The organism is Ancylobacter tetraedralis (genome assembly GCF_014195655.1).
Taxonomy (GTDB): domain Bacteria; phylum Pseudomonadota; class Alphaproteobacteria; order Rhizobiales; family Xanthobacteraceae; genus Ancylobacter; species Ancylobacter tetraedralis.
The window spans coordinates 54,699-75,634 of the sequence record NZ_JACICD010000010.1; the positions used below are offsets into that span (position 1 = coordinate 54,699).

Annotated in this window: 21 protein-coding genes and 2 pseudogenes; 9 read left to right on the forward strand and 14 right to left on the reverse strand. The window is 63.3% G+C overall.

All coding sequences use genetic code 11. The features are described from left to right. Positions 1–9 precede the first annotated feature (9 nt). The 6 genes and pseudogenes from FHS55_RS19830 to FHS55_RS19855 all read right to left on the reverse strand — a co-directional run bounded on the left by FHS55_RS19830 (position 10) and on the right by FHS55_RS19855 (position 5,155). On the reverse strand, positions 10–264 hold the full coding sequence (locus tag FHS55_RS19830; protein WP_183191526.1) for a type II toxin-antitoxin system prevent-host-death family antitoxin: 255 nt from the start codon (positions 262–264) through the stop codon (positions 10–12). A 66-nt stretch (positions 265–330) separates the two neighbouring features. Beyond that, complete coding sequence (locus tag FHS55_RS19835; RefSeq protein ID WP_183191583.1) at positions 331–540, reverse strand: hypothetical protein; 210 nt, start codon at positions 538–540, stop codon at positions 331–333. Between the two features lie 320 nt (positions 541–860). Continuing rightward, a pseudogene (locus FHS55_RS19840) lies at positions 861–2,344 on the reverse strand (hypothetical protein); the annotation flags it as partial. 232 nt (positions 2,345–2,576) lie between these two features. Beyond that, a complete protein-coding gene (locus FHS55_RS19845; RefSeq protein ID WP_183191527.1) occupies positions 2,577–3,476 on the reverse strand; it encodes an HNH endonuclease in 900 nt (299 codons plus the stop codon). 147 nt (positions 3,477–3,623) lie between these two features. Further along, on the reverse strand, positions 3,624–4,598 hold the full coding sequence (locus FHS55_RS19850) for an NAD(P)H-quinone oxidoreductase (protein WP_343056295.1): 975 nt from the start codon (positions 4,596–4,598) through the stop codon (positions 3,624–3,626). A gap of 8 nt (positions 4,599–4,606) precedes the next feature. After that, a complete protein-coding gene (locus FHS55_RS19855) occupies positions 4,607–5,155 on the reverse strand; it encodes a hypothetical protein (RefSeq protein ID WP_183191529.1) in 549 nt (182 codons plus the stop codon). 297 nt (positions 5,156–5,452) lie between these two features. Between FHS55_RS19855 and FHS55_RS19860 the strand changes: the two genes are divergently transcribed. The 4 genes from FHS55_RS19860 to FHS55_RS19875 all read left to right on the forward strand — a co-directional run bounded on the left by FHS55_RS19860 (position 5,453) and on the right by FHS55_RS19875 (position 9,586). Next, positions 5,453–6,370, forward strand: coding sequence for a LysR family transcriptional regulator (locus FHS55_RS19860; protein ID WP_183191580.1), 918 nt, complete (start codon positions 5,453–5,455; stop codon positions 6,368–6,370). A 478-nt stretch (positions 6,371–6,848) separates the two neighbouring features. Further along, complete coding sequence (locus tag FHS55_RS19865; protein ID WP_183191530.1) at positions 6,849–8,564, forward strand: retron Ec67 family RNA-directed DNA polymerase/endonuclease; 1,716 nt, start codon at positions 6,849–6,851, stop codon at positions 8,562–8,564. A 367-nt stretch (positions 8,565–8,931) separates the two neighbouring features. After that, the gene (locus FHS55_RS19870) at positions 8,932–9,138 is read left to right on the forward strand and encodes a ParD-like family protein (protein WP_183191531.1); all 207 of its coding nucleotides are present in this window, start codon (positions 8,932–8,934) and stop codon (positions 9,136–9,138) included. Positions 9,139–9,175: 37 nt separating this feature from the next. After that, positions 9,176–9,586, forward strand: a complete 411-nt coding sequence (locus FHS55_RS19875) for a hypothetical protein (RefSeq protein ID WP_183191532.1) — start codon at positions 9,176–9,178, stop codon at positions 9,584–9,586. A gap of 122 nt (positions 9,587–9,708) precedes the next feature. Here FHS55_RS19875 and FHS55_RS19880 read toward each other — a convergent pair whose 3' ends face one another. Beyond that, positions 9,709–10,566, reverse strand: coding sequence for an oxidoreductase (locus tag FHS55_RS19880; RefSeq protein ID WP_425485840.1), 858 nt, complete (start codon positions 10,564–10,566; stop codon positions 9,709–9,711). Positions 10,567–10,598: 32 nt separating this feature from the next. On the opposite strand from FHS55_RS19880, the gene FHS55_RS19885 reads away from it, so the two are divergent. Then, positions 10,599–11,225, forward strand: coding sequence for a TetR/AcrR family transcriptional regulator (locus tag FHS55_RS19885; protein WP_183191533.1), 627 nt, complete (start codon positions 10,599–10,601; stop codon positions 11,223–11,225). Between the two features lie 89 nt (positions 11,226–11,314). Here FHS55_RS19885 and FHS55_RS23600 read toward each other — a convergent pair. The 4 genes and pseudogenes from FHS55_RS23600 to FHS55_RS19900 form a co-directional block, all read right to left on the reverse strand. Beyond that, positions 11,315–11,407, reverse strand: a pseudogene (locus FHS55_RS23600) (integrase); the annotation flags it as partial. A gap of 252 nt (positions 11,408–11,659) precedes the next feature. Next, positions 11,660–12,040, reverse strand: coding sequence for a nuclear transport factor 2 family protein (locus FHS55_RS19890; RefSeq protein WP_183191534.1), 381 nt, complete (start codon positions 12,038–12,040; stop codon positions 11,660–11,662). Positions 12,041–12,068: 28 nt separating this feature from the next. Beyond that, positions 12,069–12,671, reverse strand: coding sequence for an NADPH-dependent F420 reductase (locus FHS55_RS19895; RefSeq protein WP_183191535.1), 603 nt, complete (start codon positions 12,669–12,671; stop codon positions 12,069–12,071). Positions 12,672–12,698: 27 nt separating this feature from the next. Continuing rightward, positions 12,699–13,457, reverse strand: coding sequence for an SDR family NAD(P)-dependent oxidoreductase (locus FHS55_RS19900; RefSeq protein ID WP_183191582.1), 759 nt, complete (start codon positions 13,455–13,457; stop codon positions 12,699–12,701). A 108-nt stretch (positions 13,458–13,565) separates the two neighbouring features. Between FHS55_RS19900 and FHS55_RS19905 the strand changes: the two genes are divergently transcribed. From FHS55_RS19905 to FHS55_RS19915, 3 genes are all read left to right on the forward strand, one after another. Next, positions 13,566–14,495 (forward strand): LysR family transcriptional regulator, encoded by a 930-nt coding sequence (locus FHS55_RS19905; protein WP_183191536.1) that lies wholly within the window; start codon positions 13,566–13,568, stop codon positions 14,493–14,495. A gap of 681 nt (positions 14,496–15,176) precedes the next feature. Next, a complete protein-coding gene (locus tag FHS55_RS19910) occupies positions 15,177–15,983 on the forward strand; it encodes an ImmA/IrrE family metallo-endopeptidase (RefSeq protein WP_210287086.1) in 807 nt (268 codons plus the stop codon). Next, complete coding sequence (locus FHS55_RS19915; RefSeq protein WP_183191537.1) at positions 15,980–16,960, forward strand: toll/interleukin-1 receptor domain-containing protein; 981 nt, start codon at positions 15,980–15,982, stop codon at positions 16,958–16,960. The genes FHS55_RS19910 and FHS55_RS19915 overlap by 4 nt, the downstream gene beginning before the upstream one ends. A 556-nt stretch (positions 16,961–17,516) precedes the next feature. Here FHS55_RS19915 and FHS55_RS19920 read toward each other — a convergent pair. The 3 genes from FHS55_RS19920 to FHS55_RS19930 all read right to left on the reverse strand — a co-directional run bounded on the left by FHS55_RS19920 (position 17,517) and on the right by FHS55_RS19930 (position 19,918). Beyond that, positions 17,517–17,843, reverse strand: coding sequence for a hypothetical protein (locus tag FHS55_RS19920; RefSeq protein WP_183191538.1), 327 nt, complete (start codon positions 17,841–17,843; stop codon positions 17,517–17,519). Between the two features lie 177 nt (positions 17,844–18,020). Then, positions 18,021–18,263 carry a hypothetical protein gene (locus FHS55_RS19925; protein ID WP_183191539.1) on the reverse strand — a complete coding sequence of 81 codons (243 nt, stop codon included), beginning with the start codon at positions 18,261–18,263 and terminating at the stop codon, positions 18,021–18,023. A gap of 545 nt (positions 18,264–18,808) precedes the next feature. After that, positions 18,809–19,918, reverse strand: a complete 1,110-nt coding sequence (locus tag FHS55_RS19930; protein ID WP_183191540.1) for a nitronate monooxygenase — start codon at positions 19,916–19,918, stop codon at positions 18,809–18,811. A 216-nt stretch (positions 19,919–20,134) separates the two neighbouring features. On the opposite strand from FHS55_RS19930, the gene FHS55_RS19935 reads away from it, so the two are divergent. Further along, positions 20,135–20,926: an aspartate/glutamate racemase family protein gene (locus FHS55_RS19935; protein ID WP_183191541.1), complete on the forward strand. Its 792-nt coding sequence runs from the start codon at positions 20,135–20,137 to the stop codon at positions 20,924–20,926. Positions 20,927–20,936 lie beyond the last annotated feature (10 nt).

Genomic DNA, 20,936 nt, shown 5'->3' on the forward strand with positions numbered 1-20,936 from the left:
GCGAACGCCTTACTTCAACAGGTCGTTCAGGTGTGCGTGCTCGGCGCCCATCTCCGCACGCTCCACCGCGTCGATCACCACATCGATGGCGTCGGCCGTGCGGTGGGTCCGCTGCGCGGCGGCCCGAAGCCAATCATAATGGTCAGCGGACATCAGTACGAACTCGCGACGTCCGTGCCGTGTGATCTCCACCGGCTCGCGCTGGGCCTGATGCTGGAACTCGCCGAACTTGCGCTGGAATTCGAGGGAACCGACTCTCGCCATGGCGGGCATCCTTTCAGATCGCATGCCAGAATTATACGTATAATTTGTTTATGAGCAAAGCTGGAATTACACCTCCTCGCCCGTCGAACGTTTCCTCCGGACCTTCCGCTCCAACGCGATGTGCCGATCAAACTGCTCGCGGGCGATCTGGCGACCGATGATCCGGGCAAGACCCAGAACCGCCTCTTCGGCACGTTTGGAGCGGGCCAGCGCCGTCTCCGGTCCGGCTAACGGTCCGAGTGCCTTAGGGTTGTTCCTGTGCCGCTTGAACGTCATTGCGTCCGAAAATCCCGAGCCGGAAAGGCCCAGGAACGACCGAAGACCTTCCCGAGCGCACGGGAAAGCCCCAAACGATGGTCGTGCGGCGAAAAGGACACCATCACGTGCAAATGGGATGCCTTGACTGAGGCGTTACAAGCGCCCCGGTCAAGGCAAGGGCGTCGAATGCGCCATTCCTGTCCCGAATGAGCGGCTCGTCAAACTCCCCTTACGGTGCTGTCCGCCTCTGTCCTGCTGCGGAAGCGGGTCGCGCATGCGGCAGCGCGCCATCGCGTCGCGTGGGCTGCGAAGAGACTCGCGCATCGTTCCCTCTACCCTCATGCCGCTTCCCACACCTTGTTGAGGATCCGTGCCGCGAGGGCGGCCTTGTCCTGCGGTAGAAAGCGCCCATAGTGCTTGGCGACCATCTCCGGGGTGTCCTGGATGGCGTAGCTCGCCTGCTCATAGGAGCCGGTCTTCTTGAGGATGTGGGTCGCGAGCACGTCCCGGACATTGTGCGGGCCGTGGGGCAGCAGGCCCTTGATGGCACCACGACCGGTATAGGGGTTGTGGATGCCATAGCGCTGGATTGCCAGACGCCAGGCCTCGTAGAAGGTGTTTTGGCAGTAGGCGGCATCCTTGCTGGTCAGCTTCACCGTCTTGACGAACAGCGTGCCCGGATCGGCCGCGTGCTTGAGCAGCACCCTACGGTGCCGGTCGATATAGGCCTCGAGATAGTGATAGAGGCCGCCGAGGTCGGGTAGGATCAGCCGGAATGGCTTGCTGCCGAAGAAGGACGAGTTCGCGTTCTTGAAGGCGACGGAGGGGATAAGAACCTCCCATCCCTGGTCGCGCTCGCTCCAGCGCAACTCACCGCGCTTGAGCTCCGCAAGGCGGCGCTCCGAGGTTGGCAGCCGGCCGCGGGGACAGACGAGGAGCTGACGCAGGTTCTTCTGCCGAAGCCCGAGATGCAGGCCGAGCCGCAGCATGAGGAAGGCCCGCACCGCCTCGGCCGCAGCGCGCGGGTAGCGCTTCTCGTCCGGCATCAAGCGCAGGATTTCCTCGGTGATCTTGCGATACTCGGCGACGGGGCTGTCCGCCTCCAGCACCGCGATGATCGGCTCGAAGGGATCACGGTGGATGCGCGCTACGCGCTGCACCTCCCGTGCGCGGGCGAGGCCATGGCGATGCATCTGCTCGCAGGCTGCGTCCCAGTCAGCACGGGCAGCGGCAACGTCGCGCTCGGTGATCAGATTGGGGATAGGACGGATGCGTTCCGCCAACTGCGGGTTTTGGCGCAGCCAGCCTGTCTCGGCGCGGGTGAGCGCGGCAGCGATGCGCAGCATGTCGACTTCCCACGCGGTGTAGAAGCCGCGCCGACGCTCGCGCCATTGGATGTACCAGTCCCACACGATCGGGAAGACCAGAAGGCCAAAGCTCAGGTTTTCCAGCGGCACGCCGAAACCGTGGACCGCGCCGCTGGGTGAAGCTGCCAGCGCACCGAACATCAGGCCGAGATGCTCGACCTTCTGGGATGCCGTCTCCTCGCTCCAGACACCATTGCGCTGATAGCCGAAGGCCGTCAGCGTCGCCGTCTTGAACCGGACGAGATCGGCCATCTCCTCGGCCAGCCGAGGCGGCGCATCGAGCGCCGCACTCGCGAGGTCCGGATCGGGCAGCGATCATCCTCTTCCCGGCAAAACCGGTACAGCCCGCGCGGCCTGGAGGACTGATCGAGCAGGCCGGGAAAGCGGATCGAATAGCGCTGCTTCATGGCAGCGGCCTGGAAGCGCCGATAGTCGGTCGTTCCCGAGATCACTATTCCGCCACCCGACAGCAAGAGGCGGCGGCATCCAGCGAGGAAGAGCGGCTGATCGCGATACTCTTCGCGGCAGACGCCGCGTCTCTGCGTGGTCTTTCAGCGAAACTCGACGTGCTGATCGCCGTCGGGGCCGACGGCGCCGAGGGGCGGCATTTCCCATGGCCCGAACTGCGGCGCATGCGACGGGATGTTGCACGCTTCATGCAGTCGCAGCGGCCCGATGCTATCGGCCTCACTGCTTGAAGCCGTGCTCCCGATGCCAACGCAGGAAGTGCGGATGCGGACGCTCGAACGCCCGTTGCGGGGCAATGGCGCGTCCGCTCCGATTGATGAAGGCGCGCACGCCATCGGGATCGTTGGCGTGCCGGGAGATCAGCACGTCGAGATCATCCGACAGGCTGATCAGCCCGCGGTCAAACATCCAGTGCGCCGTACCTGACAAAGCCAATCCATTGCCGACGATATCCGGACCGTTCGCCTGAACGGGCTGAATATGCACCGCCGCGACCTCGGCCCGCCCGCCGCCATTGATGAGCTTCAAGCCGCTGATGGCGCAGCGCTCGTCATAGGCGCGCAGCACGATGCGTCGGAAGACGCGATCCCGTACGATCCGGGATGAGAGATAGCTGACGCGCTCGCGACTCTCCTCGAAAGCAAACGGAGCCTGTTCTTCGCGGAATCCGTTCGGAGGCAAATCGGCATCCGTGCGCGGAAGCAGCGGCGCACGGTCATCGAGGCCGCGCGCGATGATGCGGTCGAAATCGCTCGGCGAGAGCGGTCGAACCGCGGCCTGGGCACGGCCGGAGATCCGCCCATCCTCGTTCAGAACGCCGCGCTCGATGACACCATCGTCATCGCTGAACGGCACCGGGCTGGCGAAGTCGAGATAGCTGCCCGGCTCGATCAGCGCGAGAAACATGCCCGGTTCTGTCGGATCGGATACAACACGCTCCACCTTGGCGATGGCGAAATAGCCGCGCGTCTCCGCCACCTTCCGCGGCTCGTAATAGACGATCCAATCGCCAACGCAGGCCTCGACGCGGCTGAGATATTGCGCCGGGAACTGGTACCGATCCGCCGGGCTGTCGTCGTAGATAGAGTCAATACGGTGGATGAAAACGCCGAATCCCATGGCGCGATCTTACCGCGCCATCCCGCCGGCGCGAGGGCGCAAGGAGCCGGGTCGCGCAGCTGCGGGCGGTCGGCTGAACGCCGAGAGCGGAAACTCATCCTGCAATCATGGACGGTCACGGCTCGAGGCGGATCGCGCCGCTGTGCCTCACGCGGTCACGTTCAGCACGATCTTGCCCAATCCGCCGCCCGCCTCCATGGCGCGATGCGCCTCGGCGGCCTGCGCGAGTGGAAAGACCTTACCAACCAGCGGCTCCAGCCGGCCATCGGCGAACATCGGAAGCGCGCCTTCCGCGAAGCGCTGCACCATGGCGCGCTTTTCGTCCACGGTGCGCGATTTCATCACCGTGCCGATGAGGCGCAGGTGGTTGTGCAGCAACACCGAGAGCGGGATGCTGGCGGTGTCCTGCCCGCTCAGCAGGCCGACCTGAACCAGGCGCCCGCCTGGGGCGAGGCTGCGCAGGTTGCGCGCGAGATAGTCACCGCCGACGAAATCGACGATCACATCGACCCCGCGCCCACCGGTGGCATCACGCACCCCAAGCTCGAAGTCCTCGGAACGATAATCGAACACCGCCTCGGCACCCAGCGCCAGCACCTCGGCGCGGCGCTCGGCATTGGCGGTTGCGAAGACGCGCGCACCGAAGGCGTGGGCGATCTGGACACCTGCGGACCCGACACCGCCGGCCGCCGCGTGGATGAGCACGGCCATCCCGCGAGCTGTCTCGCCGAGATGCACGGCGGCTTCCCAGGCGGTGACGAAGGATTCCATCACTGCCGCCGCCCCGACATAATCGAGATCCTCGGGAATGCGCACCGCCATGGCGCGGTCGACGCGGGCAAATTCGGCATAGGCGCCGCCGCCGACGATTCCCATCACCCGCTCGCCGGGCCCGATGTCGGTGACATCGGCGCCGACCGCCACCACCTCGCCGGCCACTTCAAGCCCGAGCAGGTCGCTATCGCCGTAGCTCTGGCGACCGTAATAGCCCTGCCGCTGTAACAGATCGGCGCGGTTGACGCCGGTCGCGTGTACCTTGACCAGAAGATCGCCGGGGCGGGCCTGCGGCATAGGCACTTCGGCGAGGCGAAGGACATCCGCCTCGCCGAAGTCGTCGAACACGACCGCTTTCATTTCGCTGCGGCCTTGGCGACCGCGCGGCGGGCGATGCTGGCGGCGAAGAGCGGCGTCTCGCGGCGGTTGTGGTCGCCACCGGCCTCCTGCCGGGCCACGGCCGCCTGCTCGAAGCTCTGACCGTGTGCAGCAAGGAAGTCCATGAACACGTCGGTCGGGTGCGAGGTGACGCGGTTGGTGTAGCGGGTGCGCCCACCCTCGATCGACTCGGCGATCAGTTCCCAGATGACGTTGACCTGCGTGCGTCCCACCGGTGTGAACACGTCGGAGATCGAATTCATCCGGCAATAGTGCGCCGTGGCTTCCTCGGCGACATAGTGCTGGATCACCAGGCCGGTGCCGATCATCTCGACATTGATCACCATGCGGCGACCATCGTCCGTCGTGGTGACGCCGGAGCCGATATGGTCCGGTGGGCAGCAGCGCAGATATTCCGCCTCCGGCAGCGTGAACAGCCAGACCGCGATGTCGACCTTTTCGAGGGAAACGTCGATTTCCGCGGTATAGGCGGACTGTGAAAGGATCTTGTCGGTGAGGGCTTTCATTCTTCTGCCTTGTCGATATACGTTTGTATTAGACATCAGCGTCCGTCTTCCCGGAGGCCGAACGCCAATACGATGAAGATCGATGCGGAACCGGTTATGCGCGACGTCTCGCCTGGGCGTATTTCGATATCTCCATGATCGCTGACCTTGCTTGCGAGATGGAACGACTGCCCGATTTGCCGCGATGCGTGCACGCCGATGAGGTGCGGCCGCTGTGTGAGCGCCACGAATATGCGAGTGTCCGGGACCGGCGATAAGCCGGAGCCTGCTGCAAACGGCTTTGCCTGGATCGCAAAGATGAGACCCCATTTCGCTGAGTATCTCGCCACCTTCGTCGATGTCGTCCGGGCCGGGAGCTTTTCAGGTGCCGCCCGCCGGCGCGCGGTGACGCCTTCGGCGATCGTCCGCCAGATCGACGCGTTGGAGGCGGATCTGGGCGTCGCCCTGCTCATCCGCTCGACGCGGGCGCTCACGCTCACCGATGCCGGCCAACGGCTGCATGAGCGGGCCTTGCGGCATCTCGACGAACTGGCCGACACCCATGCGGAGGTCGCCGCCTTCGACGGTTCGGTCTCCGGCACGCTGCGGATCGCCTGCTTCCCGACCTTCGGCAAGCGCTATGTCCTGCCTGTCGTCGCGGCGTTGCAGATCGAGCATCCGGCTCTGCATGTCGAGCTAGACCTGACGGAACGGCTGGCCGATCCGGTGGCCGAACGTCTCGACCTTGTCATCCGCATGGGCGCGCTGGCCGACAGTACGCTGATCGCAACCAGGCTGGCGCCGCTCGCGCGGCTGCTGGTCGCGAGCCCGGTCTATCTGGCGCGGGCGGGCACGCCCGACAGCGCGGCGGATCTGTCATCGCATCGGCTGCTCGACAAGCTACATGGCGCCGATCTGCTTGGTTGGCGCGAGGTACTCGGTTGCCCAGCGGGCCACGCCGGAAAAGGCACGGTGACCTTCCGGTCAGATGATTTCGAGGCCCTGCGCGCGGCGGCTGAGGCGGGCTTGGGTGTCGCGCTCCTGTCGAGCTGGGTTGTCGGACCGGATGTCAGGGTGGGAAAGCTGGTGCGGCTGGGGCTCGGCGGTGAGCCATGGAACGACGACTCGTCAGGAATCTATCTGTTGCGTGCTCTGCCGCAGCCGAGCGCGAAGGTGCGCGCCTTCACCGAGGCATTGCGGGCTTCTATCGGAAGTCCGCCGAGTTGGGAGCCGTGATCGAATAACGTCTGAATGGGCGTAGCGCGCCAGAAGCAGAAGTTCGCTGCGACGACGACGAATGGCCGGTTTGGGGCCGGGAGCAGACCGGTCTTGGCTGCCACTGCGCAGATAGCCGCCATTCTGCAGCCGACATCATTACGGTCGTTCGGAATGCTTACTTCTCCGCCCGAAATCTGCCGCTCAGCTATCTTGGCGCACCGCAGCGTAGCGGCGAATGCGGCAGAACCGCATAGGAGACCGGTGCATCGATTGCGGTATGACTTCAATCGGGAACCCGTATTTACATTACCCAAGTTTTGCCCTAGTAGAGTCGGTGGCTTACGGGCAGAATTGTTGTCCGGTTTCGAGACATATGTACCAATGCCAGGGGAGCGCTTGTGCTACCATGGAACGTATTGCCGATTTGGGCGGAATGGCTTGTCGGCGTGACGATCGCGTAAGAGTGCCCGTAAGCCTTTATTGCCTGTGAGTTTCCATGTCCCAACTGGAAAAGCTTAAAGCTGCGAAAGACCGAAAAGAGCTTGCGACAGTCCTGGGCTACAAGCCGAGTGCGCTCACGGCGATCATTTACCACCCCCCCGCCAAAGACCGTTACACCAACTTTGAAATCGACAAGAAGTCCGGCGGTAAACGGACCATCAAGGCTCCTGATGCCAAGCTGAAAAAGCTGCAATCACATCTCTCCCATCTGCTATACGCATGCCTGGATGAGATCGAGAAAGAGCGGGATGCCAAACCCCTTTCCTTTGGTTTCCGGCGTGACCGATGGATCGCAGACAACGCCACGCGGCACAAGCGTCGCAAATGGGTGCTCAATCTCGATCTGGCGGATTACTTTCCATCGTTCAATTTCGGTCGCGTTCGCGGTTTCTTTCTGAAGGACAACTCATTTGCCCTGCAGCCGGAAGTAGCGACTACGATTGCGCAGATTGCCTGTGATGGCACGGCCCTTCCACAGGGTAGCCCCTGCTCACCGATTATCGCGGAACTCATCGGCCAAGTGCTTGATATGCGACTTGTGCGCCTTGCCAAGAAATACGGCGTCACCTATAGTCGCTATGCCGATGACATTACCTTCTCAACGAGCCAGAAGGACTTCCCCGCGGGTCTTGCTTCGCAGGATCCCACAGATGCAACGATCTGGCACCTGAGCGATGAATTGCTGGGCAAGATCACGGCGTCGGGCTTCGCCGTGAATCCTGCGAAGACTAGGGTGCAGTTCCGTGGTAGCCGGCAGACGGTGACGGGCCTCGTCGTCAATGAGAAGGTTAACATCCCAAGCGAATATTACCGCAACGCGCGCGCCATGTGTGACGCCCTTTTTTCAAGCGGGCAATACTTTACCTCAATGAAAGCATCGGCGCCCGAGCCTGATCTCACAAGCAATCTTAATCCGCTTGAGGGGGTACTGGGGCACATCTACGCCGTCACGCAGACCGAAGACCGGCGCGATGTCAGAGAACAACGGATCAAACCTCGAGCCATCCGGAGCCTCTATCGCAGGTTCCTGTTCTACAAATACTTCGTTGCCCTCCAAGCGCCGCTGATCGTGACAGAAGGCAAGACAGATCCAGTCTATCTCAGGGAGGCCGTCAAGGCCAGAACTGCATTTCATCCCGTACTGGGGGCAAAGACGGCCGGCCGTTTTGAGCACGCTGTCCGGTATTTCAACTATGGGGGGCTCGCTCATGAGATATTGGACCTCAGCGGCGGCGGCAGTGGCAACCTGAGGTCCATTCCGCTGGACTATCGGCGGAATTTTCAACCGTCCAAGAATGATCCGCGTGCCATTGCACATACCCCCTTGGCGCACCCCGTAATCCTCGTTCTCGACAATGATGATGGTCTCGCGTCGGTTGCTAGCACGATCTGGGACAACTTCAAGGTCAAGATCGACGTGAAGACCACCGCCCACTTCTACCACATAATCCAAAATCTGTATGTGGTGAAGACACCGGAGGCAGGAGGCAAGAGTGCAATCGAGTCCCTGTTCCCTGACGTCTGGCTGAATATTGAACTCAATGGTAAGAAATTCAATTGCTCGAATACAATCAACCCTGAAACTGAGTACAGCAAGGAGGTCTTCGCCAACTCGGTAGTGAAGCCCAATGCCGGCAACATCGATTTTTCGGGGTTCGATCTACTGTTAGAGAGGATCGTGGCGGCCATCGAGCACCATCGAGCAAAATAGGCGTCTCTGCACGATTCGCTGGCGTCTCTGAGGAAAGCTCCACTTTCTGCTTGCCTGTAAAGTTGCGTGAAAAAGCGAATGGCAGCTCTCTAGAGTTGCTCCCTAAAACCCGCCATTCGGCTTCCCACCCCCTGCCGGTCATCGCCGCGGGAGATCCCATCACCAGCGCAACGCCGCAATGGGGCTGGTGGCGTACTGTCCGGTTTTGACTGCCGCTGTGTCGATAGCCGGCGCTCTGCAGCCGCCCCTTCCACGTCATCCCCGAGGATTCGCGGCTGCCCGACAGCGGACGTGCACATCCAAAGATAGGTTGACCTTTGAATATATGAAACATATACGTTTCGTATATTTCGAGGAAGGAAGCAGCATGGGCCTCGTCAAAATCGATGACGATCTTCACGAACAGGTTCGGCGCGCGAGCACGGTCATGTGCCGCTCCATCAACGCGCAAGCAGAGTTCTGGATGAAGGTCGGCATGCTCGCTGAAGCTAATCCCACCATGGCGTTCAACGACATCGTCAAGGCGCAGCTCGAGGCGGCCGATGTTGACCTGCCTTCGGTCGCCGTAGCCTGACATGCGGCTCCCGGACGAACCGACGAGGACGACGACCATGACCTTTCAGGACGAAATCGCAGCGTTCTTCGGGGACTATGTGGATGCATTCGGCCGCCACGATGCTGATGCGCTCAGCGAGTTATGGGAACCGGTGGGACTATTTCCATCGCCCAGCGGCAACTTCGCCATGCCGCGCGAGACGTTTCGGGATCACTGCGTGACGCTGATGGACTTCTATCGAGCGCAGGGTGTCCTACATCCTGTAGGCCAGTTGCTTTCGGCGTCCGAACTCTTCCCGAACGTGGCCGAGGCGCGCATGGCCTACCGGATGCTTGGCGAAGGACATGAGCTCATTGCGGAATGGGAACACGTCTACATTCTACGCCGCAGCGACCGCTGGCGCGTGTCGTTGACGATCGCCGACGGGGAGATGACGGCGTGGGCAGCGCGGGGCGCTCACCTCTAGCCCGCCCAACAAGGCGGCTGCTTTCGGTGCTTCCCGTCCGACGCAGCCGATCCGCAAGCCCCCATAGCAGCCTAGAAAGACACGCGGAGTGCCTTCATAAGCTGCGATAGATCCATCGCTCACTAGGCGAAGCTGGTTGAGCGCGAAAGTGCCTCCCATGCGCTGATTTCGTCTCGCATGCGGTCGAGTTTCTGGTCGACCAGCCCCAGAGCGTCCTCGCCGAGAAACAGCCGCACCGGCGGGTTTTCGGCATCGACCAGAGCGAGCAACGCCTGGGCCGCCTTGCCCGGGTCGCCGGGTTGATTGCCACTTTTGGTCTGTCGTGCGGCGCGGATCGGGTCCATGACTGCGTCATAGTCGGCAATGCTGCGCGGCGTGCGATCCATCGAGCGCCCGGCCCAATCGGTGCGGAATTGACCGGGCGCGAGCGCAGTCACCCGAATTCCGAAGCTCGCCACTTCCTTGCCGAGCGCCTCGGAGAGCCCTTCGAGCGCGAACTTGCTGCCGCAATAGAAGCTGATCCCGGGCATGGTGATAAAACCGCCCATGGACGTGACGTTGATGATGTGGCCGCGACGCCGCTCGCGCATGCCCGGCAGCACCGCCTTGATCATCGCGACAGGCCCGAAGACGTTGGCGGCGAATTGGCGCTGAAGATCGTCCATGGACGATTCTTCCAGCACGCCCTCGTGTCCATAACCCGCATTGTTCACCAGCACGTCGATTGGACCGGCCTGCCGTTCGGCTTCGGCGACCGCCGCCGGGATAGCGTCGAAATCGGTCACATCCAGCGTGACCGGGTGAGCGCGATCGGGCGCGAGCGCGGCGAAGATCTCGGCATCACCCCGCCGCCGCACGGTGCCGATCACACGGTGGCCCGTTTCAAGCGCGCCGAGGGCGAAGGCTCGCCCGAGGCCGGAACTGACGCCTGTGATGAGAAATGTCTTGGAGGTGGAAGCCATGGTATAGCTCTGGGCCATGATTGAAACTATATCATGATATAGATAGAGAAATGGCAGGAAGCAAGACCCAGGCAGCTCCGACGGCCGTGCGCGGCGAGCCGGTTCGCCAGCGCGTGATGGACGCCGCGGAGCAACTCCTCCGTCGGGGCAAGGCCGATTTCTCGATGCGCGACCTTGCCGCCGAAGCCGGGGTGAGTTTCGCGACACCGTTTAATCAGTTCGGGAGCAAGGCCGCGCTCATGCATGCCCTGTCGGGGCGCCGGATCGATACAATGGCCAAGCGCTTTGCCGAGATGTCTCCGCCTGCCGATGCTGCCGACAGGGTGTTGTTGGCGATCGACACGGCGGTCCAGGTGATGCTGGAGGAACCGGAGATAAACCGAGTTGTGATGGGCTGGATCGGCACGGCCGGTCCTTCCCCCGGAAAGGTCCTGGCGCACTCCACGACCTTATGGTCGCTGGCGCTAGGCCCCGGCGAAGGCTTGACTGGGGCGGGCAAGGAGAAAGCGCTGCGCTGTTTGCCGGAACAGCTCGCCTTTGCCTTTCGCGGCGTTCTCTCGTTCTGGACCGCCGGCGAACTGCGGGATGAGGAACTTGCCTCGCAGGCGAGGGAACTTGCGAAGACATTGCTTCTCGGATTTGCTGAACGGCCGCACTTCTGCGATTCCACCCCTTAGGCCGCCGTCCAGCTGGCAAGGCCGACCGGCAGGCAGCATATCCTGCGCCTCTAATCGGTCATCCGCGACGGACGGATGACCGCTTGAATTCAGATTTCGGTTCGCTCCGCCGGGAGCAGCGCATCCTCCATATCGACACCAGGATATCGGATGGTGTTCTCAATCTTGGAGTGACCGAGCAAGCTGCGCGCTCGCGGCTGGCATCATCATACTGAGAATGGCCCATGTGAGTTCTCCTCGGCTTGATTGGCCAAGCAGGAAACGCGCGAGCCACAACCGGTCAGCGGCCGTTTGCGGTCGGTCCGCCCTTGGGTGCCGAGGATCGAATAGCTTCCATGTAAAGCGGGCTCATCTCGACGCCCGCTTACTACCCCGAAGTGGACGATGAACTTCGTCCATGAAGCAGACCCGGAGGTCCTGTGCGCGCCCAGGCCTCATTGGACAACCGGTTCGTTCAGTAGCACCCAGAGCTGCGCGATCCTGCCGTCGACGATCTGGGCGGCATCCGATCCTGTGACGGCGATGGGTCCGCCCTCGGGGCCAGCCTCCCAGCGGAGCACGCCCAGCCCGTGATGGCCGATACCACGACCAGACGGCGTGAAGCGGAAGGTGGGGCCGAACTGATCCAGAAGCTTGCCGGCGACGGCGGAGATCGCCTCCCGGCCAGTGACGACGCCATCGGGCTCGTACATCACGGGATCGGCGACGAAGAGTTCCTGGATCGCCTGCGCGCGCCTGTCGGCATCGCGCTCGTTGAAGACGCGCGCGAGATTGGCACGCAGCAGGTGGTCGTAATCGGGTTCCGGAATGGACATGGGAGCGTTCCTTCTGTCTGAGGGGCGATCAGCCGAACTTGACGAGGTTGAGGGCGGGCAGCGGGCCGCCGGGGAACTGCACCAGACGGCTGCCGAGGGCGAGCGGTCCGAGATCGATGCCGAAAAAGCCGAGCCGGTCGATCATAGCCCCTATCTCCGTCTTCGCCCGCGCGTCATCGCCGGAATAGAACAGCACCCGCCGGCCGCCATCGCTGGCCGGATCGCCCGCCACCAGATCCGGCCGAAGGTGATTGAACGCCTTCACCACTCGCGCGCCCGGCACCAGGTCGCCGACCACTTCGGACGACGAGCGGCTGCCGAGGTCGACCGGCTTGAACAGCGGCGCCTCGATGGGGTTGTTCGCATCGACCACGATGCGGCCGCCGAAATCCGGCAGGCCCGCCAGCGCGGCCGGGAGCTTCGACCAGTTGACCGCGACGAAGACAATGGCACGGGCAGCGGCCTCCTCAACGGTGCCGGCGGTGATGCTCGGTCCGAGTGCCGCAACGATGTCGGCCAGGCTCTCGGGGCCTCGGCTGTTGGCCAGCGTCGCCTCGATGTCGTGCCGCGCGAGGGCGGTAGCGATGGCGCGGCCGATCTGGCCCGCGCCGATGATGCCGATGGAGGCCATGGCAGTTCTCCAATAATCGGGTTGGGATCAGGCGGACTGGCCGCCGTCGACATTGAGCGTGGCGCCGGTGATGTACCCGGCGTCCGGGCCGGCAAGGAACGCGACCGCCGCCGCGATATCCTGCGGCTGGCCATAGCGCCCGAGTGCCGCCAGCTTGTTCAGCGTTTCCGCGAACGGCCCGTCCTGCGGGTTCATCTCGGTGTCGATGGCGCCGGGCTGGATGACATTGACGGTGATGTTGCGGGGGCCGAGATCGCGGGCCCAGCCGCGCGTATAGGCGGCGACCGCCGCCTTCGTCGCGACATAGTCGGCCGCACCGGCGAAGCGGATGTGGACCGCGCCCGTCGTGCCGATCGAGATGATGCGCCCGCCATCGGACATCAGCGGCACGGCGGCCCGAACCGCAACGGCCACGCCCTTGACGTTGATGTCCAATTGGCGGTCGAAGGCGGCGGGATCGACCTTGGGGTCATCGACCCTGCCCGTGACGAAAACCCCGGCCGAGTTCACAAGAATGTCGAGCCGACCGAGTGCGGCGTGCGCCTCACGCACAAGCGCCTGAACGTCGGCGGGCGACGCCTGGTCGGCTTTTATGGCGACCGCCCGGCGGCCGAGCGCCTCCACCGCGCGGACAACCTGCTGCGCCCGCTCCGGTGAGGCGCTGTAGCTGAAGGCGACATCGGCGCCGTCCTCGGCAAGGCGGCGCACGATCGCCGCGCCGATGCCGCGCGAGCCGCCGGTGACGAGCGCCACCTTACCGGTGAGCGGGTGGGAAAGGCGGGGCATCATCTTCACTCCGTTGATGTTCGTTGAGGTGAAGATGGCGGGAAAATTCCCAACCCATTAGTCCTGAATAGTTTGACAGATTGGCAAGTGATTGTTGAAAGTAAGCACATGGAGACCCTCGCCAATCTCGAAGCGTTCATGCGCAGTGCCGAGCATGGCAGCTTCTCGGAGGCCGCCCGCCGGCTGTCGCTGACGCCGGCTGCGGTGAGCCGCAACGTCGCCATGCTGGAGCGCAATCTCGGTGTGCGCCTGTTCACCCGCTCCACTCGCCGGCTGACCCTGACCGAGGCCGGCGAAACCTTCCGGCAGTCGATCGGTGACAAGCTCGAAGGGTTGCAGGCGGCGATCGCCGGTATTTCCACTGAGGGCGCCGAGCCGGCCGGAACGCTAAAGGTCAGCCTGCCGCCGACCTTCGGGCTCACCTACCTGATGCCGCTTCTGCCGGGCTTCATGGCCCGCTATCCGCGCATCAAGCCGGAATGGCATTTCGAGAACCGGGCGGTCGATCTGATCGCCGAGGGCTATGACGCGGCCATTGGCGGCGGGTTCGAGCTGTCGCCCGGCATCGTCGCCCGTGCCCTGGCCCCGGCTCACCTCGTCGCCGTGGCGTCGCCGGCCTATATGCGCGGCCGTGTGCCGCCGTCCGATCCGACAGGGCTCGCCGACCTCGACGGCATCGTCATGCGCAATCTGCGCAACGGGCGGATCCTCCGCCGGACCATGCGCGATGTCGCTGGTCAGGAGGTCCTGGCGACTCTGCGTGAAAGCATCGTCGTCAACGAGCCGGCCGCCATGCGCGAGGCGGCCCTGCTCGGCCTCGGCGTCGCCCTGCTGGTGGTGCCGGATGTGCTGTCGGAGCTGGAGGACGGCAGCCTCATCCGCCTCGTGCCGCGCTGGTACTGCGACGCAGGGGCGATCTCGATCTACTACCCTTCTCGCACGCTGCTTCCCGCGAAGTCCCGGGTGTTCATCGACTGGGTCGGCGACGCCTTCAAAGCGAAGAGGCTCGCCGAAAGGTTCGCTGGGAGCCTCGCCTAGGAGCGCCAGTCTTTCTCGATCTGTTAGTCGGCCGAGCCTGGTCAGAGGACGTGTGCGGTTGAACGCTGCGGAGGGCATTCGTGCGGCAGCGCTCGACGATAAGGGCTGACGTTCGACTCCGCCTGGACGTTCGCCCTTGAGCTGGAGAGCGGCGCAGTCCGGCGGGTGCTCGAAGACTGGACGCTGCCGCCCGTCGATCTGTGGGCCGTATCACACGGGGTGCCTCGCCAGCTCCAAGGCGCGCGCCTTGGCCGATTGTGCGCAGAGCATCCTGGAAAAATAGGGATACTCGCGATGTACCGCGACGCGCGAGAGGCAGACGTTCGCTGCGCAGACGACGAGTGGTCGGTTTGGGGCCGGGAGCGGACTGGCAGGTTTCGGCTGGCAACCTTAAGAAAGCAGACCTGCGTTCAGCCAACAGCCCCTGCCGCAAAGACTCAGCGGAGGACGTTCAGTCCGTCTGCAGCACTCTCCTATTACGGCTTGAAACCGGTGCAAAAGAACCGACGGACGAAATGCGGGATGCGTTAGCCGCGGTCCTGACGGTCACTCCCGCTTTTTTTTTCGACGCCGGCGGTCAATCCCGTGCGTGAAGAAGATTGCCATTTTCGTCGGTTGGCGAGCGCCCCACGGGGGTTAGTCGCCCAAGCTGTGGCGCGGGGGACAGCGGTAGAGGTGCTGGTGAATGGGCTTGAAGCGCTTGTGCGATTGCCAGACGTGAATTTTCCGGAATTCGCGCGCCCGGAAACGTCGGATGCGATCGAGAGTGTTGCCGCGGACGCCCGACTGCATTGGGGACTTGGTCTCGACGGCCCGATCACCAGCATGACCCGCGTCTTGGAAAATGCAGGCGCAGTCGTCGTTCAATTCGATGATCTTACCGACCGCATTGACGCGTTGTCGATGGCCCGGCGTCGGCCGATCGTGGTTCGATCGACAGCGAAGGCCGCAGGTGCCCGATTACGCTTTGACCTCGCGCATGAGGCTGCACATCTGGTCATGCATCAGGGCATTATTACGGGCGACAGCGTCACTGAAGGAGAAGCTCACCGCTTCGCTGGTGCGTTTTTGATCCCGCGCACCGCCTTTGCACGGGAGTTCCCGCGGACCCGACGGGTGCTCGACTGGAACGCCTTATTCGCGATGAAGCTGCGCTGGAAGGTTTCGGTTCGCGCGATCGCCCGACGCGCATTCGATCTGGGACTGATCGATGCTGCGCAATATCGAACGGCCAATATCCAGCTAGTGAAGACCGGGCAGGCGAAGACCGAGCGGTATGATGATCACATCGCCATCGAAGAGCCGGAGTTGCTGAATTCGGCCATCGCGTGGCTTATGAAACGAGAAGGTATCGGTCTCCATCGCCTGCTGTCCGATCTCGGCATGGCACCTGAGCTGTTCACACGCCTGACCGGCCAGCTGCTGCCGCACCTCCCAGAAAACGTCGTGTCGTTCCCTACGACCGGCACGATAAGGCCACCGTCATGACAACCGGTTTCATTTCCTATACCCACGCTGACACCGCGCTGAAGGAGCAACTCATTCGTCACCTCGCGCCGTTGCGGCGCGAAGGCTTGATCCACCTTTGGCATGACGGGCTGCTTCGCCCGGGCGAACATCTCGATCCGGCGGTGCAAGCTGCGCTAGCGGCGTCGGATATCGTGATTCTGCTCGTATCAGCGGACTTCATCGCCTCTGAATATTGTTACGAACAGGAGATGCTGCGGGCGTTCGCGCGGCAGCGGGACGGCACGGTGCGTGTGATCCCGATTATCTTGCGACCTTGCCAATGGAAAGGCGTGCCCATCGGGAGCGATAAGACGTTGTCGGAGTTTGTCGCGCTGCCCAAGGACGGCAAGGCGGTCATCAGCTGGCCCGATACCGACACCGCATTCGACAACGCGGTTGGCGCTATCCGGGACATGCTCAGGGTGGACAACGGGAATGGAATACAGGACGAAGCCGGCAGTGCGCCGACGAATGATGCCGCGGCACGGCTCCCTCGAACCGGTTCTGCCAGCCTGCTCGGTATTGCTGCAAAACCAACCGACCTCGACCGCGATCGCTTTCTCCGCACCGGTTATATGACGACGGCTGCGCTGTTCGAGGAGAAGCTCGCCGAGTTGAAGGCGTCGGACGCCCGCATCGATACCGACTTCGAGCGGATCGACAGCCGATCGTTCGCGGCCAGCGTCTACCTTGGCGGCAAGCGCGTCGGCCAGGTGAGCATATGGCATGGGGGCGATATGTGGCGGAATGCGCTTTGCCTCAGCTACGACACCGCCACCAGCACGCGAAATTCGATGAACGACTGGCTGCCGATCGAAGATACGCCGCAGGGTCTCGCCTTCGGCGCCGGCAACGCGATGTTCCGACAGCGGGCCGGAGGGCCTCTCGATGCCGATGGGGCGGCCGGCTACTTCTGGGAGAACTTTCTAGAACAGGTCCGTAGCCGCATCCGCTGAGCTTGGTTCGGTCAGCATCGGCGATGCCAGCGGTCCGGCTCGGCGGTGTCGGCGAAGGCTGCGCATAGCTGCACCAGTTGCGTTGGGGCGATCCCCGCTCTTTTCGGAAGCGCGGCACGCACCGTTGCGACGAAGCCGTTGCCGTCGACGCTAGGTGGGCAGCGTTCGACGGCGGAGCGGACGCCCTGTGTGATGCCAGGCACGCTTCTAGACTGGCTGCGCCGACTTCGAAATGCCGGGATCTGGGAGGCGTAGCTGCCGACCCGTTAAACCTGAACGAACGGCTGCTTTGAGGGCGCAAAGCGGGCGTTCGCAACGGCGTGTCGGGAAGGCCGCTTTGGGTCAGATTCGACCAGAACGGCGACGCCGATGATTGGCTCTGCCTAGGATCCAGGCCGTACTCAGGGCCATTCGGTCACGGCCAAGACCACCATCGCGCCGCTCCCAAGACGCCTCTGCATATCCCATGGCGTGCGCGGCGGACCGCTACTGATCCAGGAATCGTTGTGGGGCGAATAGTTGGGCAACGCAGCCTCATGCCCAGCTTTCCATACCGCTACACCGCCGCTTCCAGTGAGTGTCGGTATCGGTGACTGCGCACCCCCGCAACCACTGATACCGACAAACCCGCAGCCTCGGCTGCGGGTTTTGTTGCTTTAATGGTCTTTCCGATGGCCTGGCGCTCGGTCCATTCGAGGATGGTGCGCAGTTCGCCGTGCAGCGCCGCGAACATCTCGCCTCGTTCATTGCCGGGCGTCAGCACGATCCGATCGATCAGCAGCCGCAAAGCTTCCGTTGCCTGTGGCCTCTCCTCTGGCCGGTTCAGCGCCTGGGTCAGAGTTGCGACCTTGCTCGCATAGTCGGCGTCGGCCCTGGCCAGCATAGATGCTCATGCTCCCAGCACGTGATCCGGCGCTCTTTGGCGGTGGTGAATTGCGTCTTGATCCTGCAGGCGAGGCAGGCGGCCGTCGACCCCTAGCGCCGCAAGTCCATAGCCGTCTCGACAGTGCTCAAGTGGTAGGTCAGGACAGCGCCCGTCGGGCAGCGATACGCATCCTTGTCAGGGAGATAGACGAAGTCCTGCTTTGCCGCAGCGTTCCAACGCCTTCGCGCCCGATGTCTGCGACCTGCGCAGCGTCACGGTGAGACCGGCATCCACGCATTCCTTGATCCGCTCGCCGTCGAAGTAGCCGCGATGTGCGATGACATGGAGTTCATCGGCACCGAGCGTCGGCTGCGCCGCCTTGGCCATGGGCGCCAGTTGTGCGCCGTCGTTGCCGATGTTGGCGACCTCGTGGGTCACGATCCCATGCTTCGCCTCGACGGCGACCTGCACAGTGTGCCCACGACGCCGGAGCCCCGGCCGCTCGTCGCCACCGAGCGAGCGTCGGGATCGGTGAGAGAGAAATGCGGGTCGGGTGATTGCCGCATCGACGGGTCGGGTGCGTCGATGGTCGACCGGCCGCCCCGTGCTCGCCGGCAGCGCGCCGCCGAAGCCGAGACCTGGCACGTAAGCGCATCGACGAAGGCCTCCATCACGTGAACCGGGTGGTTCTCCTCCACCCAGTCGTCGAGACACCGGGGCAGGCGGCAGAGCTGGGATCGATCCGCGCCTTCCACGAAACGGCCCATCCGAACCCTCCCGTATTCCTGCGCGGAGATTTTTCCCGACTCGCCTGCTTTAGGTCAGGAGCACTCACTCGATCGTCGGTGGCGAACGGACGATCGATCCTTGCCCCGCAACTACGATGCTCAAGGTCCGATCGGGCTATAGTCGATCGTGGACGGGAGCTTACTCCTGCCTGACATGAGGAGTTTGGAACGGCCCCGGACCGCGGCCCTGCTCCTTCACGCCTCAAGAATCGTGTTCAGCTTTTCGGTCGTCTCAAGATATTCGTTCAGCATGTCGTACATGACCTGCTTCACCGTCTTCGGCTCGTTCACCTGGCCAACCACCTGGCCGGCGGCATAGGTCATCCAGTCCTTGCGATGCGCGCGTTCCGCCCGGCGGAAAGGTTCTCCCGACAGGATCGACTGATAGGGAACCTTGAGGGGCTCGGGGGCCTCCTGCGCGGCCCACGCCTCGGTGAACTTGCTGCGCAGGGCGCGGCAGGGCTTTCCGGTGTAGCCGTAGGTGATGACGGCATCGGCCGAGCGGGCGGCATAGAGCACGTCGCGCATGTCGGGGGCCAGCTCGCTCTCGACCGTGCCGAGCCAGATGGTTCCACACCAGATTCCTTCCGCCCCGAGTGCAAGCGCCGCCGCCATCTGACGGCCGCGGCCGATGCCCCCGGCCGCCAGCACCGGCACCGGCGCCACGGCATCGACGACCTCCGGCCAGAGCACCATGGAGGCGACGTCGCCGGTGTGGCCGCCGGCCTCCGTACCCTGCGCGACGATGACGTCGACACCGGCCTCGACCTGCTTCTGCGCCTGCCGCGCAGAACCCACCAAGGCGCCGAACTTCAGACCCGCGTCATGGACTCGCTGGATGACATGGGGCGGGGCAATGCCGAGCGCACTGACGACGAACCTCACCGGATGGCGCATCGCCACCTCGAAAAGCGCTTCGCTTTCCGGCTGGGTGAAGCTGAGATTGGCGGCATAGTCCTGGTACCAGCCGTCGACCTCTTCCTGGGGCAGCTCGGGAACGCCATCGCGGGTCATGAGGCCGTTGATGTAGTCAACCTGCTCCCTAGGCAGGATTTCCCGAGGATTCTTGCTGCCGGAAATATCGGAGGCGGTGGAGGTAAAGACCATGTCGACACCGTAGGGCTTGCCGTCGATATGGTCGTCGATCCACTTGAGCTCCTGCTCGAGATGCTCCGGCGTCATCCATGCCGCGCCGAGCACGCCGAAGCCACCCGCCTTCGACGTCGCGACGACCACATCGCGGCAGTGGCTGAAGGCGAAGACCGGCGCTTCGATTGCAAACATTTCGGTAATGGCGGTTTTCACGGCGTTGGCATCCCGGCTGCGCCTGAGCGCACAAACTACTAAGAACGTAAAATTGACCTTTGAGTATGTTAGGCGCGTCATGCCGGCGCGTCAAGAACGCCGCGCCCTCGCGGATGGCATCGCCCCATGCCTGGTCACGCTTGACACCGGGGGACAAGCGCCAACATACTCACTGGTCATTTTTATCATCTTGTCAGTCGAACCGACGAGCAGCCAATGGTCAAACGCATCAACTTCATCAACCCGTTCGGCTCGTCGGCCTATGACGACATCATCCGCAAGACGCTGTCGCACTATTGCGCGAGCGATACCGAGCTGGCGGTGACCCATCTCGAGAACTGCCCCACGGACATCGACTTCTTCTATTCCAAGCACCTGATCGAACAGTCGCTATTCGAGGCGGTCATGGTGTCGGAGGAGCAGGGCTACGATGCGGTGATCGTCGGGTGCCTGTACGATCCGGGCGTACGCGTGGCGCGGGAGCTGGTCGACATTCCCGTCGTCGGCCCGCTCGAGGCGTCCTTCCAGATGGCGGCCTATTACGGCCATTCGACCATGGTGCTGACCGACCATCGCAAGGCCGTCCCCTATATCCAGGACGAGGCGCGACTGAACGGACAGGGCCACACGGTGCGCGGCGTCGACGCCATCGACTGGTTCGTCAAGGACATGATCAATGATCGCCGCGCCGTGGCCGACGACGTGGTGCGCCTGTCGCGCGAGGCCGCGCAGCGCTTCGGCGCCGAGACGGTGATCATGGGCTGCACGATCATCGCCGCGATCTACCAGGAATATCTCATGGAGGGTGGCGAGCCTTCCGCGGTGCCGATCATCAACCCCAACCTCATGGCGCTGAAGATGGCCGAAGGCCTCGCCGACCTGCATCGGAGCGGCGGGTACTTCGTTGCGCGCCAGGGCTTCTACATGAAGCCGACCGGGCATTTCGACGCCGAATTCCGCAATGCCAGGAAGGTGTGGAACGCCTCAAAGCCCATTTTCGCGCGTTGATGCGGTTCCA

What these genes read in the sequence shown, in the direction of transcription:
- FHS55_RS19860 (WP_183191580.1), top strand. Translation starts at nt 5,453, where the DNA reads ATGAGACCCCATTTCGCTGAGTATCTCGCCACCTTCGTCGATGTCGTC.
- FHS55_RS19880 (WP_425485840.1), bottom strand. Translation starts at nt 10,566, where the DNA reads ATGGCCCAGAGCTATACCATGGCTTCCACCTCCAAGACATTTCTCATC.
- FHS55_RS19900 (WP_183191582.1), bottom strand. Translation starts at nt 13,457, where the DNA reads ATGCCCCGCCTTTCCCACCCGCTCACCGGTAAGGTGGCGCTCGTCACC.
- FHS55_RS19890 (WP_183191534.1), bottom strand. Translation starts at nt 12,040, where the DNA reads ATGTCCATTCCGGAACCCGATTACGACCACCTGCTGCGTGCCAATCTC.
- FHS55_RS19885 (WP_183191533.1), top strand. Translation starts at nt 10,599, where the DNA reads ATGGCAGGAAGCAAGACCCAGGCAGCTCCGACGGCCGTGCGCGGCGAG.
- FHS55_RS19845 (WP_183191527.1), bottom strand. Translation starts at nt 3,476, where the DNA reads ATGGGATTCGGCGTTTTCATCCACCGTATTGACTCTATCTACGACGAC.
- FHS55_RS19935 (WP_183191541.1), top strand. Translation starts at nt 20,135, where the DNA reads ATGGTCAAACGCATCAACTTCATCAACCCGTTCGGCTCGTCGGCCTAT.
- FHS55_RS19920 (WP_183191538.1), bottom strand. Translation starts at nt 17,843, where the DNA reads ATGCTGGCCAGGGCCGACGCCGACTATGCGAGCAAGGTCGCAACTCTG.
- FHS55_RS19905 (WP_183191536.1), top strand. Translation starts at nt 13,566, where the DNA reads ATGGAGACCCTCGCCAATCTCGAAGCGTTCATGCGCAGTGCCGAGCAT.
- FHS55_RS19870 (WP_183191531.1), top strand. Translation starts at nt 8,932, where the DNA reads ATGGGCCTCGTCAAAATCGATGACGATCTTCACGAACAGGTTCGGCGC.
- FHS55_RS19875 (WP_183191532.1), top strand. Translation starts at nt 9,176, where the DNA reads ATGACCTTTCAGGACGAAATCGCAGCGTTCTTCGGGGACTATGTGGAT.
- FHS55_RS19835 (WP_183191583.1), bottom strand. Translation starts at nt 540, where the DNA reads ATGACGTTCAAGCGGCACAGGAACAACCCTAAGGCACTCGGACCGTTA.
- FHS55_RS19830 (WP_183191526.1), bottom strand. Translation starts at nt 264, where the DNA reads ATGGCGAGAGTCGGTTCCCTCGAATTCCAGCGCAAGTTCGGCGAGTTC.
- FHS55_RS19895 (WP_183191535.1), bottom strand. Translation starts at nt 12,671, where the DNA reads ATGGCCTCCATCGGCATCATCGGCGCGGGCCAGATCGGCCGCGCCATC.
- FHS55_RS19855 (WP_183191529.1), bottom strand. Translation starts at nt 5,155, where the DNA reads ATGAAAGCCCTCACCGACAAGATCCTTTCACAGTCCGCCTATACCGCG.
- FHS55_RS19865 (WP_183191530.1), top strand. Translation starts at nt 6,849, where the DNA reads ATGTCCCAACTGGAAAAGCTTAAAGCTGCGAAAGACCGAAAAGAGCTT.
- FHS55_RS19915 (WP_183191537.1), top strand. Translation starts at nt 15,980, where the DNA reads ATGACAACCGGTTTCATTTCCTATACCCACGCTGACACCGCGCTGAAG.